Below are 18,119 nucleotides of genomic sequence, written 5' to 3' on the forward strand. Positions count from 1 at the left end.
CTGCGCCCGCGCGGCCTCCTCGAGATCGCCACATGACTGTAATCAAGAAAATGCTGTTGTTGGTCCTTTCCGCGCTGTTGGGCGTCCTGCTGCTGGCGGGGGTCGGACAATACGAGATCGAGCAGGTCTTCGACGCGGCCAACTATGGCAACGACAACACGGTGCCCAGCCTGAAGGCACTTGGCGAGATCAATGACAGCCGCTCCGACTATGTCGCTGGCATCTACCGCCACGTGCTCTCGACCGATGAGCAGCGGATGACCGAGGTCGAGCAGGACATCGCCGACGCCAAGCAGCGCCTGGAGCAGAGCCTGACCAAGTACGAAACCTTGCTTTCGGACGATCGCGATCGCGCCTTGCTGGCGACCGACCGCACCGCCGTCAACGCCCTCTTTACGCTCGGCCAGCAGGTGGTGGCCCTGTCGCGGCAGAATCGCAACGACGAGGCCCAGGCGCTGATACGTAGCCAGATGCAGGTGCTCAATGCCGTCAACAGCGCCATCGACGCCCATGTCGCCTACAACCAGGGCCTCGCCCAGCAAGGGGTGCAACTGGCGGTGAAGACCAAGAGCCAGGCGACCTGGCTGGCGATGATCATTGCCGCGGCCACCCTGCTGGCAATTGGTCTGCTGGGCTTCTTCATTACCCGCAACCTGCTGCGCCAACTGGGCGGCGAGCCGGCCACGGTGGCAGCGGTCGCCGCTCGCGTGTCCGCGGGCGATCTACCGGATGACCTCAAGCTGCGCGCCGGCGACAGGACCAGCCTGATGGCGGCCATGCAGAACATGGTCGATACCCTGCGCGGGCTGGTGGCGGAAATGACCACGGTGGCCAACGCCCATGACCGCGGTGACACCGATGTCCGTATTCCGGCGGAGCGCTTCCAGGGCACCTTCCGCAGCATGGCCGAAGGCGTCAACGCCATGGTCGCCGGCCACCTGGACGACTCGCGCAAGGCCATGGCCTGCGTGAAGAGCTTTGGCGAGGGCGATCTGTCGGTCACCCTGGAGCGTTTCCCCGGCCAGAAGGCGGTGATCAACGACAACCTCGAACAGGTGCGCAGCAACATCCAGCGCCTGGTCGAGGACGCCAACCAGCTGAGCCAGGCCGCCATGGCCGGTCGCCTGGACACCCGCGCCGATGCCAGCGCCCACCAGGGCGATTTCCGCCGCATCGTCGCCGGCATCAACGGCACCCTCGACGCTATCGTGGCACCGGTCAACGAGGCCATGGGCGTCATGTCCGGCCTGGCCCAGGGCGACCTGAGCCGCACCGTGAACGGCGACTACCAGGGCCAACTGCTGGAGCTGAAGAACTCCGTCAATGGCACCGTCGGCAAGCTGAGCCAGATCATCGGCGATGTGCGCCTGTCGGCGGATGCCCTGGCCAGTGCCTCGGAAGAGATTTCCGCCACCGCCCAGAGCATGAGCCAGGCCAGCACCGAGCAGGCGGCGTCGGTCGAAGAGACCAGCGCCAGTGTCGAGCAGATGTCGGCGTCCATCGCCCAGAACACCGAGAACGCCAAGGTGACCGATGGCATGGCCGGCAAGGCCGCGCGCGAGGCGGGCGAGGGTGGCCAGGCAGTGAGCGATACCCTGGTGGCCATGAAGACCATCGCCGACAAGATCGGCATCGTCGACGACATCGCCTACCAGACCAACCTGCTGGCGCTGAACGCGGCCATCGAAGCCGCGCGTGCCGGCGAGCATGGCAAGGGCTTCGCGGTGGTGGCCGCCGAGGTGCGCAAACTGGCCGAGCGCAGCCAGGTGGCGGCCCAGGAGATCGGCACCGTGGCCAAGAGCAGCGTGGCGCTGGCCGAGCGCGCCGGGTCACTGCTCGACGAAATCGTACCGTCCATCAGCAAGACCTCTGATCTGGTGCAAGAAATCGCCTCCGCGTCCGAAGAACAGAGTAGCGGAGTAGAGCAGATCAACAGCGCCATGATGCAACTGAGCCAGATCACCCAGCAGAACGCCTCGGCCTCCGAGGAACTGGCAGCCACCGCCGAGGAAATGAGCGGCCAGGCCGAACAACTGCAACGCCTGATGGGCTTCTTCCATACCGGAGAGGGCCGTGCCGTCCAGGACCTCGAGCGCGCCATCGAACAGGTACGTCCGGCCCGGGCCGCCCAGCCGGTGCGGCGTCCCAAGGTTGCCGCTGGCGCTACGCCGGACGGTTACGTCCGCTTCCCGGAGTAATAGAGCATGACCGCCTTGACCCTTGAAGACATCGCCCAGGATACCCTGGGGCACCAGCACCTGACCTTCGTGGTGGCCGGTGAAACCTACGCCGTGGACACCCTGGTGGTACGCGAGATCCTCGAATTCGGCCAACTGACCCAGGTGCCGCTGATGCCGCCGTGCATCCGCGGCGTGATCAACCTGCGTGGCGCCGTGGTGCCCGTCATCGACCTGGAGGCACGCTTCGGCGGGACGCCGACCCGTGTCGGTCCCCGGACCTGCATCGTCATCCTCGAGGTGGTCGATGCCGAAGACACCCAGGTGCTGGGTGTGGTGGTGGACGCGGTGAGCGAGGTCTTGGAAATCGAGCCGACGCAGATCCGTCCGGCGCCGGCCTTCGGCAGCCGTCTGGAACCCCACTTCATCGCCGGCATGGTCAAGCTGGGCGAGGGCTTCCTGATCGTGCTCGATGTACAACGGGTACTGGATGTCACGGAGTTGGCGACTGTTGCCCAGGGCTTGACCCCTGGTCTCATCCCCTAAAATAACAATGGGCGCCCGCCGTGGTGCCTCTCGATTCAGTTGGACCCGGCGCCGGAGGCGCTTAACCTATGCTCAACAATCTTCGCGTCTCTACCAAGCTGGCAGTCGGTTTCGGCGTAGCCATCTTCATGCTGCTGCTGGTCATGGGGGTCGCGCTCCTGAACATGATCACGATGAAGGATTCGGCCGACAACATGGCCGAATTTCGCTTCCCCATGACGGTCCAGGCCAACACCCTGGTGCGCAATACCCTGGATGCTGGCCGTCTCGTACGTAACCTGCTGCTGGTGGAAGACGAGCCGTTCAAGGTCAAGACGATGGGCGACATCGCCAAGCTGCGCGCAGCCAACGCCGACATCCTGGCCGATCTGCAGAAGAAGATCGCCAGCGATGAAGGCAAGCAGAAGTTGGCCGCGGCCACCGATGCACGCGAGCGTTTACAGGGTAAATATGCCGAGCTCTTCCGCCTGCTGGACGTCGATCGCGGTGCCGCGCGGGACTACCTGCTGAACGTGTTCGCGCCCAACAACAACGAGTTGGTGACTGCACTCAATGCGCTGAACGACCTCCAGGCCCAGCGCATGGACGAGGCGGGCGATGCCGCCACCGCCGCCTACCTGTCCGCCCGCAACATGATGATCGTCATTGGCGCCGTCGCCGTGCTCGTTTCCATCCTGCTCGGCTACCTGATCACCCGCAGCCTGATTCGCCAGCTGGGTGGCGAGCCGGCCTACGCCGCCGAGGTGGTGCAGCGCGTCGCCAAGGGCGACCTGACCGTCGAAGTGATTACCCGCGAAGGCGACACCACCAGCATGCTGGCCTCGGTCCGCACCATGACCACGACCCTGGCGCAGATCATCAGCGACGTACGCAGCTCGGCCGACGGCCTGGCCAGCGCTTCCGAGGAAGTCTCCGCCACCGCCCAGAGCATGAGCCAGGCCAGCACCGAGCAGGCGGCGTCGGTCGAGGAAACCAGCGCCAGCATCGAGCAGATGTCGGCCTCCATCGCCCAGAACACCGAGAACGCCAAGGTCACCGACGGCATGGCCGGCAAGGCCGCCCGCGAGGCGGTCGAGGGTGGTCAGTCGGTGCGGGACACCCTGGTGGCCATGAAGACCATCGCCGACAAGATCGGCATCGTCGACGACATCGCCTACCAGACCAACCTGCTGGCGCTGAACGCGGCCATCGAGGCGGCCCGCGCCGGCGAGCACGGCAAGGGCTTCGCGGTGGTGGCTGCCGAGGTGCGCAAGCTGGCCGAGCGCAGCCAGGTGGCGGCCCAGGAGATCGGCACGGTGGCCAAGAGCAGCGTGGCGCTGGCCGAGCGCGCCGGGTCCCTGCTCGACGAGATGGTCCCCTCCATCAACAAGACCTCTGACCTGGTCCAGGAAATCACCGCGGCCTCCGAAGAGCAGACCGCCGGGGTGGAGCAGATCAACAGCGCCATGATGCAGCTGAGCCAGATCACCCAGCAGAACGCCTCGGCTTCCGAAGAGCTGGCGGCTACCTCCGAGGAGATGAGCGGCCAGGCCGAGCAGCTGCAGCAGCTGATGGAATACTTCACCCTGAGCGACGCCGCCACGACCAGCTCGGCGGGACCTCGTCGTACCCTCAAGAAAGCCGCGCTGGCGGCGGTCGAGCATACCTCGTCGCGCCCGCGCAAGGCGTCGCGCGGTGCGACCGCACCGGACGGCTTCGTTCGTTTCGAGGAGCATGCCTGATGACCACTCTTGAGCTGTCCCGGCAATTCCTGACCTTCCAGCTGGCTGGCGATCTCTATGGCGTACCCACCGGTTGCGTCCGGGAGATCATCGAGTACGGCGCCGTCACGGCGGTGCCCATGCTGCCGCCGGCGATGCGCGGCGTCATCAACCTGCGCGGCGCCGCCGTCCCGGTGGTGGACCTTGGCATGCGCTTCCACCAGCGATTGACCGAGACCTCCCGTCGCAGCTGCATCGTGGTCCTGGAGATCCAGGTCGGCGAGCGCTCCCAGGTGTTCGGTATCGTGGTCGACGCCGTGTGCGAGGTGCTCGAACTGGCCGCCGAGGTCGTTGAGCCGGCGCCCCGCTTCGGCGCCACGATCCGTACCGACTTCATCCTGGGTATGGCCAAGCAGGATGCGGGCTTCATCATCCTGCTCGACATGGATCGTGTCCTGGGTGAAGACGACCTCGCCCGGCTCGCCGACATGTCCGCCGCCTGAGCGAGGACGAGATGGACCTTCCCGCCCTCAGTGACAGCGAATTCCGGCAATTCCGCAGCTTCATCTTCAAGGTCGCCGGCATCAGCATGTCCGATGCCAAGCGCCCGCTGGTGAGCGGTCGTCTCGCCAAGCGGGTGCGCCAGCGAGGCACGCCGAGCTACGACGCCTACTTCCAGCTGATCCAGCGCGACCAGGCGGAATGCCAGATGGCCGTGGACCTGCTGACAACCAACGAGACCTACTTCTTTCGCGAACCCAAGCACTTCGACTTCCTGCGTGAGAAGGTGCTGCCGAACTGGGACCGCCGGCAACCGCTGCGGCTCTGGAGCGGTGCCTGTTCCTCGGGCGAGGAGCCCTATACGCTGGCCATGACCCTGGCCGAAGGACTGGGCGAGCGGCCCTGGGAAATTCTCGCGTCCGACCTCAGCACCCGGGTGCTGGCCACGGCACGCAAGGGGCAGTATCCGCTGACGGAAGCCGAAGGCATTCCACCGGCGCTGCTCCGTCGCCATTGCTTCAAGGGCGTTGGGGAAAACGAAGGAACCTTCCTCGTGGACCCGCGCCTTGCCTCGCGAATTTCCTTCCGGCAGATCAACCTCAACAACTCGCTACCCGAGCTGGGCACCTTCGACATCATCTTCCTGCGCAACGTCATGATCTATTTCGACATCCCCACCAAGCGCCAGGTGGTGGAGCGGCTGGTACGGACGCTGCGACCCGGGGGATACTTCTTCATCAGCCATTCGGAAAGTCTGAATGGTGTAACCGATGCCTTGAAAATGGTCAGTCCTTCCATCTACCAGCGACCGGTCTGAGGCGATGTCGAGCCCGCCGGAGCTGTTCCTCCGCCCTGGCGAATGGTATTTCGGCCAGGGCGACAGGCTGGTGCGTACCATCCTGGGCTCCTGCGTGTCCTTCGTGTTCTGGCATCCGGGGCGTCGCCTGGGTGGCATGACTCATTCGCTGCTACCCTCTCGCCAGCGTCCCGTACCGGGCGTGGCGCCCGACGGTCACTACGTCGACGAGTCGCTGGACCTGATACTGGCCGCCATCGCCCGTCATGGCGGTGATCTGCAGGGGTATCAGGTGCACCTGTACGGCGGTGGCAACATGTTTCCGCAGATCCTGCGCGGGCGGGTCAAGAACATCGGTGACCTCAACGTCGACGCCGCGCTGGCCCAGCTCGCCCGCCTGGGCCTGCGCTCCGTCCGTACGCACGTCAGGGGCGACGGCCATCGCAAACTGTCCCTCAGCCTCGTCGATGGCCGGGTACTCATACAACAGGTGGAGGTGACCTACACTCCGCCGCTCACGAGAATCACTCCATGAACAAGATCAAGGTCCTCATCGTCGACGACTCCGCGGTGGTGCGTCAGGTGCTCGCCCAGAGTCTCGCCGAGGACCCTGCCATCGAGGTCATAGGTGTCGCCGCCGATCCGGTGTTCGCCCAGGACAAGATGCGCAAGCAGTGGCCCGACGTCCTGGTGCTGGACGTGGAGATGCCGCGCATGGACGGCATCACCTTCCTCAAGAAGATCATGGCCGAGCGCCCCACGCCGGTGGTGATCTGCTCGACCCTCACCGAAAAGGGCGCCGCCACTACCCTGCAGGCCATGGCGGCCGGCGCGGTGAGCATCGTCACCAAGCCCCAGGCCAACCTCAAGCAGTTCCTCAAGGATGCCTCGGACGACCTGGTCAGCGCGGTTAAGGCCGCCGCGCGGGCCAACCTCAAGCGACTCGCACCACGCGCCGCACCGGTGGCGCCGCCGCCCAAGCTCAGTGCCGACGCCATCCTGCCGGCCGCCGGCGCCGTGGCCATGGCGCGTACCACCGAACGCATCGTCGCCCTGGGTACCTCCACCGGCGGTACCCAGGCGCTGGAAGCGGTGCTCACCACCCTGCCGCGGGTCTGCCCTGGCATCGTGGTGGTCCAGCACATGCCCGAACGCTTCACCGCTGCCTTCGCCGAGCGTCTGGACCGTCTCTGCGAGCTGGAGGTGCGGGAAGCCCGCCATGGCGATCGGGTGCTGCCCGGACGGGTACTCATCGCCCCGGGTGGTCGCCACATGCTGCTCAAGCGCAGCGGTGCCCAGTATCTGGTGGACGTCATCGACGGCCCGCCGGTGAGTCGGCACCGGCCTTCGGTGGACGTGCTGTTCCGCTCGGTGGCCCGGGCTGCCGGCAGCAACGCCCTGGGCATCATCATGACCGGGATGGGCGACGACGGCGCCCGGGGACTCAAGGAGCTGCGCGAGGCCGGCGGTCGTACCCTCGGCCAGGACGAGGACAGCTGCGTGGTCTACGGCATGCCCAAGGAAGCCATGAAGCTCGGCGCGGTGGAACAGGAAATCGGCCTCGGGCAGATAGCGGCGGCCATTCTCAAAGCCGGGTACTAGACGAACTTGCAGGGCCCGCGACACTCCAAGCGCCAGCACGGAAGGAGAGCCCCATGTTCGACATCTGCCACTGGACCAACGAGCCGGAGACCTGGCTGGCCGAAGCCGACCGGCTAAGGGTCATCACCGATCGGCACAGTGACTTCTGGCGCCATACCCACGACGGCGCCGAGCGACACAGCGGGCATTTCTTCGGCGCGCGGGTCACCAGCGGCTTCACCGCCCAGGTGCGCGTGGTGGCGCGCTGCAAGAACCAGGGCGACCACGCCGGTCTCATGGTCCACCTCGACGGACAACACTGGTTGCGCGCCGGCATCGGCTACTTCGACGAGACTCCGCAGTTGCTGAGCGTCCTGACCCTGGGCCGCTCGGATCTCGCCCTGGGCATGCCGCTGGGCGAGCGCGAGGACCTCTGGCTGCGCATCACCCTGACCCAGGGCACCCTGCGGGTGCAGGTCTCGCTGGATGGTCAGCGCTGGCCGTTGCTGCGCCTGGCGAGCCTGCCGGCCGCCGCCGAGTATCGCGTGGGTCCGGTATGCGGCACGCCCGAGCGGGGGGGCATGGAGGTAGCCTTCAGCGACTTCAGCCTGCAGCCCCCCCAGCAGCGGGGGCTGGCCGATCTGAGCTGAAGCGGGGAGGGTGTTGCTCAGAAGCTATCCCTGATCGGCGGCGCGTCGGCCAACCTGCGTTGAAAGTACCTTCAAAATGCTCATTTACCACTCGTAAACTGTGCTTTTCAGGCACTTTCGCCTTGTTTGCCTCTAGCTCGCGAGATCGCGAACAGCTTCTTAGCCGACCGTGACGGGGGGTAGCTCGACCTGCTGTACCTGTACGGTCTTGCGCGGGGCGACGACCTTGGCGACGCCATCCACCACCTTGTCACCGTGCTGGTTGAAGACGCGGGTGGCCAGGTTCACGCGAAACTTCGGCAGCTTCTCCAGCACCTCGATTTCCACGGTGAGGGTATCGCCCAACTTCACCGGCTTCTCGAAGGTCATGGTCTGGTCGACGTAGAGCGTACCCGGGCCTGGCAGGTTGCAGGCCACCGCCGCGCTGATCAGGGCACCGCTGAGCATGCCGTGGGCGATGGGCTCGCGGAACAGCGTCTTGGCGGCGAATTCGGCGTCCAGGTGCAGCGGATTGCAATCGCCGGAGAGGGCCGCGAACAGCAGCACATCGCGCTGTTCGATGGTACGGGTGACCGTCACCTTCTGGCCGATCTCGAGGGCTTCATAAGGAATGTTTTCGGTCAGGCTCATGACGCTCTCCGGCAGCAGTGGCGAAGCGGCGAACGCCGCGAAGCCGGGCATTCTACGCATGCCTGGGCTGCGAGGCTAATCATCGCCACGAAAAGCGCCGGGATACCGTGACCGGAGTAGACCGGACGGTCATTGCGTGACGGTTAGGGCGGATATTGATGCTGTTGCGGCCTGGGCAAAACTGCTAGGCTCGCAGGGCCGGATCAGCGCTGACCTGGCACTCTCCCACGAACAATAACCAAAGAGCAGGAGCGGGCTGCATGATGCCGAATTTCTGGAGTGACAAATATCCCGAGGGCATCCAGACAGACATAGACCCCGGGCGCTATCGCAACGTCCTGGCGGTATTTCGCGAGGCCTGCCAGAACTATGCCGACCGCCCGGCCTTCAGCAACCTGGGCCGCACCCTGAGCTACCGCGAACTCTATGAACTGTCCGGTCAGTTCGCCGCCTACCTGCAAAAGCATACCGATCTGCAGCCGGGTGACCGCATCGCCGTGCAGATGCCCAACGTGCTGCAGTACCCGGTCGTGGTCTTCGGCGCCATGCGTGCCGGGCTGGTGGTGGTCAATACCAACCCGCTGTACACCGCCCGCGAGATGCAGCACCAGTTCAAGGATTCCGGCGCGCGCGCGCTGGTCTGCCTGGCCAACATGGCCCACCTGGCCGAACAGGTGCTGCCGCAGACCGACATCCGCCATGTCATCGTTACCGAGGTCGGTGACCTGCTGCCGACCTTCAAGCGGCTGCTGGTCAATGCCGTGGTGCGCCACGTCAAGAAGATGGTGCCGCCTTACCGTATCCCTCAGGCGATTCGCTTCGTCGATGCCATGACCAAGGGCGAGCACGTCGCCTTCACCGAAGCCGATCCGGCCAGTGACGAGGTGGCGGTGCTGCAGTACACCGGTGGCACCACCGGCATCGCCAAGGGTGCCATGCTGACCCACGGGAACCTGGTGGCCAACATGCTGCAGTGCCAGGTGCTGATGACCAAGTACCTGGGCGAGGGTGCCCAGGTGATGATCGCGCCCCTGCCGCTCTACCACATCTATGCCTTCACCATTCACTGCATGGCCATGTTCATCCTCGGCCATCACAACGTCCTGATCACCAATCCGCGCGACCTGCCGGCCATGGTCAAGGAACTCAAGCGGTGGCGCTTCAACGGCTTCGTCGGCCTCAATACCCTGTTCGCCGCGCTGTGCAACAACGAAGAGTTCCGCCAGCTGGACTTCTCCGGGCTCAAGGTCACCTTTTCCGGTGGCATGCCGCTGCAGCAGACCGTGGCGCAACGCTGGCAGGAGGTCACCGGCTGCGGCATCTGCGAAGGCTACGGCATGACCGAGACCAGTCCGGTGGTGAGTTTCAATCCCTTGGAGCGCCTGCGCCTGGGCACCATCGGCGTACCGGTGCCGGGTACCGACTGCAAGGTGGTGGACGCCGATGGCGAGACCCTGGGTTTCGATACCCCGGGCGAGCTGTGCGTCAAGGGTCCGCAGGTGATGAAGGGCTACTGGCAGCGCCCCGAGGCCACCGCCGAGGTGCTGGATGCCGAGGGCTGGCTGCGTACCGGTGATATCGCGGTGATCGAGCCGGACGGCTACCTGCGCATCGTCGATCGCAAGAAGGACATGATTCTGGTGTCCGGCTTCAACGTCTATCCCAACGAGCTGGAAGAGGTGCTCTCGCAGTTGCCCGGCGTGTTGCAGTGTGCGGCCATCGGCATTCCCGACGAGGTGGCGGGGGAGAAGATCAAGGTGTTCGTGGTGCCCAAGCCCGGTGCCTCCCTGACCACCGAGCAGGTGCTCAAGCACATGCATGACCACGTCACCGGCTACAAGCGGCCCAAGCTGGTGGAATTCCGCGATAGCCTGCCGACCACCAACGTCGGCAAGATACTGCGTCGCGAGTTGCGTGACGCCGAGCTCAAGAAGGCGTAACCGCGCTACCCCCAAGCTGGCGCAGGGCTACCTCTCGTCGACTGGTAGCCCTGCGCCGACGCCGCGAGCATGGTTTTCGCAAGAGGTTCGGGTATAAACCGCAGGCGGCACTTTGCCGTCATCTATCCGACCTCTTTCCTTGAGGACTCACCATGCGAATTCGCGTCCGCCAGGCCGTACTGGGCCTTCTGCTGCTAGGTTCCACCGTACTCGGTCAGGCACAGGCCGGCGAGCCCATCCGCGTCCTGTTCGTGGGTAACAGCTATACCTTCGTCAACGACCTGCCGGCGATGGTCCGTCAAATGTCCGTCGATGCGGGTCAGCCGCGTCCGCTGGCGGTCAAGCACGTGACCTTTGGTGGTGCCAGCCTCGAGGAGCACTGGAAGCGTCATGACGTCCAGGACGAGCTGGCCAGGGCCGACTACGACTACGTGGTGATTCAGGATCACAGCATGATGCCGGTGAAGAATCCTGACCTCACCCGTCAGTATGTCCGCCTGATCGCCGACCTTGCCCGCAAGGACGGTGCCCAGCCCATTCTTTATCTGACCTGGGCACGGCAGAACAACTCGACCATGCAGGCCCAGTTGGACAGCGTCTATACCCCCCTGGCCAAGGAGACCGGCGCGCTGCTGGCTCCGGTAGGGCAGGCCTGGCAGAAGGCGCTGGCGGACCAGCCGCAACCCGGGCTGTTCCTGCCCGACGGCAGCCATCCGTCCTTTACCGGCACCTACCTGGCCGCTTCGGTGTTCTATGCGCTGATCTACGGTAGCCGTCCGCCGCTGCCCGCTGCCGCCGAAAACATCAAGTTCGATCATGCCGATCCGGCCGATCTGCAGCAGGATGCCTGGAAGGCCCTGCAGTCCCTGGACATGGCCCTGCGCACGCCGCCAGCCGCGTTGAACATGGCCAGCGCTCAGGCCAAGCGCTGAGGCTGCACCGCCCGTGCGCGGCCAGGCGTCGCGCAAGGGCGGGTAACCCCGCTGTTTTCCGCCCGCCGTTCTTGTAAAGCCCCGCCGTGCCCCCCAACTCTTTTACACTTACCGGTCCAAGCGACCGCCGTCGAAAGAGTTTCATGACTGATACCCCTGCCATTGCCCGTCTCGCCGCCAACCTGGATCAGGCCTTCAACGCCGATCGCCATCGCCTGAGACGCCAGCTCCAGGCCCTGCGGAAACAGCCCGATCCTGCCCGTGAAGCCCAGTGGCTGGAGCGTTTCCAGGCCTCCTGCGCCAAGGTCGCGGCGCGGCGCGCCAGCGTGCCGAGCATCCGCTACGACGACGCCCTGCCCATCGCCGCCAAGCGCGAGGAGATCAAGCGCGCCATCGAAGGCCATCAGGTGGTGGTGATCGCCGGCGAGACCGGCTCGGGCAAGACCACCCAGTTGCCTAAGATCTGTCTGGAACTGGGCAGGGGGGTGCACGGGCTGATCGGCCACACCCAGCCACGCCGGCTGGCGGCGCGCAGCGTGGCGGCCCGGGTGGCGGAGGAGCTCGGCTCGCCCTTGGGCGAGCTGGTGGGCTATCAGGTACGCTTCGAGGACCAGAGTACCGACGCCAGCCTGATCAAGCTGATGACCGACGGCATCCTGCTGGCCGAGACCCAGCATGATCGCTTCCTCGAACGCTACGACACCCTCATCGTCGACGAGGCTCACGAGCGCAGCCTCAACATCGACTTCCTGCTGGGCTTCCTCAAGACCCTGCTGCCGCGCCGCCCCGATCTCAAGCTGATCATCACCTCGGCCACCATCGACCTGGAGCGCTTCTCGCAGCATTTCGACGGCGCACCCATCGTTGAGGTATCCGGGCGGACCTATCCGGTGGAAACCTGGTACCGCCCTCTGAGTGCCGAGGTGGACGAAGACGGTGAGCGGCTGGTGGACGACCTCTCCGTGGACCAGGGCATTCTCCAGGCGCTGGACGAAATCGAAGCCCACGAACGTAGTGTTGGCCAGCGCCCCGGCGATGTACTGGTCTTCCTGCCCGGCGAGCGCGAGATCCGCGACTGCGCCGAGGTGCTGCGCAAGGCCCAGCTCAGGTTCACCGAGGTGTTGCCGCTCTATGCACGGCTGACGCCGGCCGAGCAGCAGAAGATCTTCCAGCCGCGCCCCGGCCGCAAGATCGTGCTGGCCACCAACGTCGCCGAGACCTCGCTGACCGTGCCGGGCATCCGCTACGTGATCGACAGCGGCACGGCGCGCATCAGTCGCTACAGCTACCGTGCCAAGGTCCAGCGGCTGCCCATCGAGGCCATCTCCCAGGCCAGCGCCAACCAGCGCAAGGGCCGTTGCGGGCGGGTGGAGCCGGGTATCTGCATTCGCCTCTACAGCGAGGAGGACTTCCTCGGTCGACCGACCTTTACCGATCCGGAGATCCTGCGCACCAATTTGGCGGCGGTCATCCTGCAGATGCTGCACCTGCGCCTGGGCCGCATCGAGGATTTCCCCTTCATCGAGCCGCCGGATGGCAAGGCGATCAAGGACGGCTTCACCCTGTTGCAGGAACTCTCGGCGGTGGACGGCGAGGGCCGCCTGCTGCCGCTCGGTCGGCAACTGGCGCGTCTGCCCATCGATCCGCGGCTGGGCCGCATGTTGCTGGAAGCGGCGGAGCAGGGCAGTCTCAATGAGGTACTGATCGTCACCAGTGCCCTGTCGGTGCAGGACCCAAGGGAGCGTCCGGCGGATCGCCAGACCCAGGCCGACCAGGCCCATGCCCAGTGGAAGGACCCGGACTCGGACTTCGCCGCCCTGGTCAATCTCTGGCACGGCTTCGAAGAACAGCGCCAGGCGCTGGGTTCCAATGCCCTGCGCAGCTGGTGCCGCAAGCATTTCCTCAACTACCTGCGGCTGCGTGAATGGCGCGATGCCCATCGCCAGCTCAATCTGCTCTGTCGCGAACTGGGGCTCAAGGCGCGCAAGTCCGAAACGCCGTTGCCGGCACCAGTGGAAGCTGCCGACAAGCCCGCCCCCACCACCGACAAGCACGTCAACGCCAAGGCCCAGCAACAGGCCGAGGCCAGCGAGGCGGCGCTGCGGGCGCGGGGCTATGCGGCGCTGCACAAGGCCATCCTTGCCGGTTTGCTGAGCCAGATCGGCCAGAAGAGCGAAGACGGCGATTACCTCGGTGCCCGCCAGCGCCGTTTCTGGATTCATCCCAGCAGCGTCATCGGCCGCAAGAAGCCCACCTGGATCATGGCCGCCGAACTGGTGGAGACCACCAAGCTGTTCGCCCGCATGGTGGCCAAGATCGAGCCTGACTGGATCGAGCCGGTGGCCGGGCACCTGGTCAAGAAGACCCATCTGGAACCGCACTGGGAGAAGAAGCGTGGCCAGGTGGTGGCCTATGAGCAGATCAGCCTCTACGGCCTGATCGTGGTCGGGCGCCGTCCGGTGCATTTCGGCCCCATAGATCCGCCCGCCGCCCGCGAGCTGTTCATCCGCGAGGGCCTGGTGCGCGGCGAGATCAACAGCCGTGCCAAGTGCCTGGCCGCCAACCGGACCTTGCTGGAACGGCTCGACGAGCTGGAAGCCAAGGCCCGTCGGCGCGACATCCTCGCCGACGAGGAGACGCTGTTCGACTACTACGCCGCGCGCCTGCCGGCGGACGTCTACCAGACCGCCACCTTCGACAGCTGGTACCGCCGCGAGAGCGCCAAGCAGCCCGACCTGCTGATCATGCGCGAGGAAGACGTCCTCGCCCGCGAAGCCAGCGAGGTCACCGCCGCCCAGTACCCGGACACCCTGCGCCTGGGCGAGCTGACGCTGCCGCTATCCTACGAATTCGATCCGACCCATCCGCGCGATGGCGTCACCCTGCGGGTACCGGCGCCGCTGTTGCCGCAGTTGCCCCCGCAGCGGCTGGACTGGCTGGTACCGGGCCTGCTCTATGACCGCTGCGTGGCCCTGGTGCGCAACCTGCCCAAGGCGCTGCGCAAGAACTTCGTGCCGGTGCCGGATTTCGTCCGCGCCGCCCTGGACAAGATCCCCTTCGGCGAAGGCTCGCTGCACGAGGCCCTCGGGCGCGAGCTGCAACGCATGACCGGAGCACGTATCCCCGACGAAGCCTGGCCGGAAGCCGAGGCCGGACTCGACCCCCATCTGCGCATGAACCTGGAAGTGGTCGATGCCCAGGGTAAGCCCCTGGGCGAAGGCCGCGACCTGGCCGAGGTCACGGCGCGCTTCGCCCAGCAAAGCCAGGCGGCCCTGGCCCTGCCGACGCAGAAACGCCAGGAGCAGCGCCCGGTGGAGGCCAAGGCCTTCGCCGAGGTGGCGGCCAAGACCCAGCAGCAGGTGGCCGGGCTGTCGATGACGGTCTATCCGGCGCTGGTCGACGAGCAGGGCACGGTCCGCGAAAGCCGCTTCTCGACGGCGGCCGAGGCCGCCTATCAACATCGGCGTGCGCTGCAGCGGCTGCTCTTGCAGCAGTTGGCGGAGCAGGCCAAGTTCCTGCGTGGCAAGCTGCCTGGTCTTACCGAGCTGGGACTGCTGCATCGCGAACTGGGTCGCCCGGAAGCCCTGGTGGAAGACATCCTGCTGGCCAGCCTGGACGCGGCCATCCTCGCCGACGAGGCCGAGCTGCCCCGTGATGGCGCCGGCCTGGCCTCGCTGGCCGAGCGGCGCAAGGGTGGCTGGACCGAACAGGCCGAGCGCCTGGCACGCTTGACCCTGGAAATCCTCAAGCTCTGGCACGGTCTGCAGAAGAAATTCAAGGGGCGCATCGACCTGGCCCAGGCGGTGGCCTTGAACGACATCAAGGCGCAGCTGGGCAATCTGGTCTATCCCGGTTTCGTCCGTGATACCCCGCTGGAATGGCTCAAGGAGTATCCGCGCTACCTCAAGGCCATCGAGCAGCGCTTCGACAAGCTCGGCGGCCAGGTGCAGCGCGACCGCGTCTGGAGTGGTGAGCTGGCCGGCCTCTGGGAGCAGTACCGCGCCCGCGCCGCCAAGCACGGTCAGGAGGGCAAGCGCGACGCCAGCCTGGAACTCTATCGCTGGATGCTGGAGGAGTACCGGGTATCCCTCTGGGCCCAGCAACTGGGCACGCGGATGCCGGTGTCGGACAAGCGGCTGAACAAGCAGTGGAGCCTGGTGGAGGCCTGACTCGGGTCATCCATCGGACGCGACGCCAGGCCGGGTCGGGCGCTGGCATAGTGAGGGCATGACCCAGGCCCGTTTCCGCTTCCATGGCACGCTCGAACGCTTCCTGGCCCCGGCCCACCGGGGACGGGCGACCTGGGTCGAGTGCGCCGCGGTAGCGAGCGCCAAGCATCAGATCGAGGCCCTCGGCGTACCCCATACCGAGGTCGGACTGCTGCTGGTCAACGGCGAACCCGCCGAGTTGACGCGACGGCTGGGTGAGGGCGACGAGGTAATCGTTCATCCCGCCCTGGCGTTCGAATGCGCCGGAGCCTCCGGTCTGATCCGCAACCAGCCGCCAGGGCGACCGCGCTTCGTCGCCGATGCTCACCTGGGTGCCCTGGCGCGGCGATTGCGCATGGCTGGCTTCGATACGCTCTACGACAACGCCTACGCCGATCCCGCCCTGGCCGATCTTGCCCGGCGCGAGGAGCGCATCCTGCTCACTCGGGATCGCGAACTGCTCAAGCGCCGGCAGGTGGTCTACGGCTGCTACGTGCATGCCTTGCGTCCCGAGGCGCAGTTGCATGAGCTCTACCAGCGCCTGGGTCTACGTACCTGGGCCGCACCGTTCTCGCGCTGCCTGGCCTGCAATTCGCCCCTGCGGGCCGTGAGCCTGGAGGAGGTCGCCGAGCGGCTCCCGCCGCGGGTGCGGGAGCGCCACCTGTGTTTCCTGAGCTGTCCACAGTGCGACAAGCTGTTCTGGGAAGGCAGCCACTGGCGCGCCATGCGCGAGCGGCTGGCCCTGGTCTAGCGCGGCAACACCTGGCGCAGCGACCCGCTCACGTCCGGCAGATCCATGTCGATGCGCCGCCAATAGCCTTCGGCGAAGCTGTAGAAGGCGAAGGCGATCAACCCGAGGCCCACGACCGACAGGATCAGGCCGCCGAAGGGGAGGTTCTGCAGGCCGTTCAGGGCATCCTTCATGCCCGGCGGATGCAGGGCCTGGTAGCGCGAGCCGCTGACGACCAGCAGGACGGCGATCTCGACGAAGGCCACGCCGCGGGCGATCAGACCGAAGCGGCCGATGGGTCGGATCAGGCGCAGTTGCTCGGGGCTGGCTTCGAGATAACGCTCGAAACTGGCCTTCCAGCCCTTTACGAAGTGCGCCAGGCCTACGCCCAGTGGGATCAGCGCAGCGACGTACACCAGCAGGTTGGAGTAGCGCCAGCCCAGGATTGTCTGCAGCAGATCGTTGGTTTCTCCGCCCGAGCCGCCGTCCTGGCGCAGACCGCTGACCAGCAGGCCCAGGGCGAAGAAGGCCAGGGCGCCATAGGTGAGGCCACCGACCAGCAGGCCGGCGCGGATGACCAGGCCCTTGGGTTTGGTGCCATGGTCATCCACATCGCGTATGGCCTGGAGGATACGCCAGGCGGCGAAGGCGACCAGGCCGACCACCACCAGACCGACCAGGAAGTGCCCGAAGGGTTGGGTGAGCAGGGCTTCCAGACTGTCATGGCTGTCCGCCGGCTGACCGGAGCCGCGTGCAGCCAGCAGCGCCAGCACGCCGATGATGAGATAGACGAGACCACGGGCGGCATAGCCGCCGCGGGCCAGGAGGGTAAGTCCGGTACGGGTGCGCATCTGTTATGTCCTGTTACATCCTGCCTTGTACTGACCGGCGACCCGCTTACGGGTTCTGGCGGGCGGACAGGCGCACCAGGATGCTGGCGGGACGCGGCGTTAGGCCTTAGGCTCGCACCCTTTACCCTGGCGACCGGTTCATGGACAAAGCACGACTGCTCACCCTCATTCTTAAAGCGCTGGAAGCCGACCGCGAGGTGCTCAGCCAGCAGCTGGCGGCCAGCCATGAGGCGGCCACCCACAGCGAGAGCAAGGCCGAGAACAAGTACGACACCCGTGGGCTGGAGGCGGCCTATCTCGCCGATGGCCAGCGGCGGCGGCTGCACGAGATCGAACTGGCGCTAGCCGCCTATCGCGCCCTGACGCCCACCGCCATGACCGATGGCATTCGCGTTGGCGCCCTGGTCGAACTGGCCACGCCAACGGGCAGCCGCTGGCTATTCCTTGGCCCGGATGCGGCAGGGCTCAAGGTACGGCTCGATGGCCATGACGTGCTGGTGATTTCCTCCCGGGCGCCCCTGGGTCAGGCATTGCTCGGTCGGGAGGAGGGTGATGAGGTGGAAGTGACAGTGGAGGGCAGGGTGCACCGGCAGGAGATCGTGGCGGTGCTTTAGGAGCGGTTTCCCGGAGTCTTATCGGAGCTCTTGCCACCCCTGTCGCAGCCATGGCGGTCCGCCGATGCAGCCGCTCCGACAGGTACAGATGCAACAGCAGGAGCAACTGTCTTTATCGCACCTTATCGCGGCCATGGGCCGCTTGTGTCTTGGCTTGCCGTTAGGATGGAGGTGAGAGCAGCAGGGGGCAGGCTGTAGGGCCGCAGTGTTTCGAGCACGTGTAGGAGCCGGTCCCGCCCCCTGCTGACCTCTGACGTCCCAGC

Annotated in this window: 14 protein-coding genes and 2 pseudogenes; 14 read left to right on the forward strand and 2 right to left on the reverse strand. The window is 66.0% G+C overall.

What is annotated here, in order from left to right; translation table 11 throughout:
- Nucleotides 1-32: 32 nt before the first annotated feature.
- The 9 genes and pseudogenes from AR540_RS26420 to AR540_RS08160 all read left to right on the forward strand — a co-directional run.
- A pseudogene (locus AR540_RS26420) lies at nt 33-1,322 on the forward strand (MCP four helix bundle domain-containing protein); the annotation flags it as partial.
- A 276-nt stretch (nt 1,323-1,598) separates the two neighbouring features.
- Nucleotides 1,599-2,198, forward strand: a pseudogene (locus AR540_RS26425) (methyl-accepting chemotaxis protein); the annotation flags it as partial.
- A 6-nt stretch (nt 2,199-2,204) separates the two neighbouring features.
- Nucleotides 2,205-2,723, forward strand: coding sequence for a chemotaxis protein CheW (locus tag AR540_RS08130; protein ID WP_059227694.1), 519 nt, complete (start codon nt 2,205-2,207; stop codon nt 2,721-2,723).
- A 68-nt stretch (nt 2,724-2,791) separates the two neighbouring features.
- Nucleotides 2,792-4,444: a methyl-accepting chemotaxis protein gene (locus tag AR540_RS08135; protein WP_059227696.1), complete on the forward strand. Its 1,653-nt coding sequence runs from the start codon at nt 2,792-2,794 to the stop codon at nt 4,442-4,444.
- A complete protein-coding gene (locus AR540_RS08140; RefSeq protein WP_059227699.1) occupies nt 4,444-4,926 on the forward strand; it encodes a chemotaxis protein CheW in 483 nt (160 codons plus the stop codon). Before AR540_RS08135 ends, AR540_RS08140 begins: the two co-directional genes overlap by 1 nt.
- A gap of 11 nt (nt 4,927-4,937) precedes the next feature.
- Nucleotides 4,938-5,741: a CheR family methyltransferase gene (locus tag AR540_RS08145; RefSeq protein ID WP_059227702.1), complete on the forward strand. Its 804-nt coding sequence runs from the start codon at nt 4,938-4,940 to the stop codon at nt 5,739-5,741.
- Nucleotides 5,742-5,745: 4 nt separating this feature from the next.
- On the forward strand, nt 5,746-6,255 hold the full coding sequence (locus tag AR540_RS08150) for a chemotaxis protein CheD (RefSeq protein WP_059227703.1): 510 nt from the start codon (nt 5,746-5,748) through the stop codon (nt 6,253-6,255).
- Nucleotides 6,252-7,322 (forward strand): protein-glutamate methylesterase/protein-glutamine glutaminase, encoded by a 1,071-nt coding sequence (locus AR540_RS08155; protein ID WP_059227705.1) that lies wholly within the window; start codon nt 6,252-6,254, stop codon nt 7,320-7,322. The genes AR540_RS08150 and AR540_RS08155 overlap by 4 nt, the downstream gene beginning before the upstream one ends.
- Nucleotides 7,323-7,375: 53 nt before the next feature.
- On the forward strand, nt 7,376-7,951 hold the full coding sequence (locus AR540_RS08160) for a DUF1349 domain-containing protein (protein WP_059227707.1): 576 nt from the start codon (nt 7,376-7,378) through the stop codon (nt 7,949-7,951).
- Between the two features lie 159 nt (nt 7,952-8,110).
- Here the strand turns inward: AR540_RS08160 and AR540_RS08165 are convergent, their stop codons facing one another.
- The gene (locus AR540_RS08165) at nt 8,111-8,581 is read right to left on the reverse strand and encodes a MaoC family dehydratase (RefSeq protein ID WP_059228007.1); all 471 of its coding nucleotides are present in this window, start codon (nt 8,579-8,581) and stop codon (nt 8,111-8,113) included.
- Between the two features lie 260 nt (nt 8,582-8,841).
- Between AR540_RS08165 and AR540_RS08170 the strand changes: the two genes are divergently transcribed.
- The 4 genes from AR540_RS08170 (at nt 8,842) to AR540_RS08185 (ending at nt 16,412) form a co-directional block, all read left to right on the forward strand.
- Complete coding sequence (locus AR540_RS08170) at nt 8,842-10,521, forward strand: long-chain fatty acid--CoA ligase (RefSeq protein WP_059227709.1); 1,680 nt, start codon at nt 8,842-8,844, stop codon at nt 10,519-10,521.
- Between the two features lie 152 nt (nt 10,522-10,673).
- The gene (locus tag AR540_RS08175) at nt 10,674-11,453 is read left to right on the forward strand and encodes an SGNH/GDSL hydrolase family protein (RefSeq protein WP_059227710.1); all 780 of its coding nucleotides are present in this window, start codon (nt 10,674-10,676) and stop codon (nt 11,451-11,453) included.
- A 143-nt stretch (nt 11,454-11,596) separates the two neighbouring features.
- The gene (gene hrpA, locus AR540_RS08180) at nt 11,597-15,622 is read left to right on the forward strand and encodes an ATP-dependent RNA helicase HrpA (RefSeq protein WP_059227712.1); all 4,026 of its coding nucleotides are present in this window, start codon (nt 11,597-11,599) and stop codon (nt 15,620-15,622) included.
- 58 nt (nt 15,623-15,680) lie between these two features.
- Nucleotides 15,681-16,412, forward strand: a complete 732-nt coding sequence (locus AR540_RS08185) for a Mut7-C RNAse domain-containing protein (RefSeq protein WP_059227714.1) — start codon at nt 15,681-15,683, stop codon at nt 16,410-16,412.
- Here AR540_RS08185 and AR540_RS08190 read toward each other — a convergent pair.
- Entirely contained in the window at nt 16,409-17,242 is an 834-nt protein-coding gene (locus AR540_RS08190) for a DUF1206 domain-containing protein (protein WP_059227716.1), read from the reverse strand. The two genes, AR540_RS08185 and AR540_RS08190, sit on opposite strands and share 4 nt — an antisense overlap.
- Before the next feature lie 140 nt (nt 17,243-17,382).
- Here AR540_RS08190 and AR540_RS08195 point away from each other — a divergent pair, with 140 nt between their 5' ends.
- Entirely contained in the window at nt 17,383-17,856 is a 474-nt protein-coding gene (locus AR540_RS08195; protein WP_059227718.1) for a GreA/GreB family elongation factor, read from the forward strand.
- Nucleotides 17,857-18,119 lie beyond the last annotated feature (263 nt).

It is taken from the genome of Pseudomonas sp. EpS/L25 (assembly GCF_001512295.1).
Taxonomy (GTDB): Bacteria; Pseudomonadota; Gammaproteobacteria; order Pseudomonadales; family Pseudomonadaceae; genus Chryseomonas.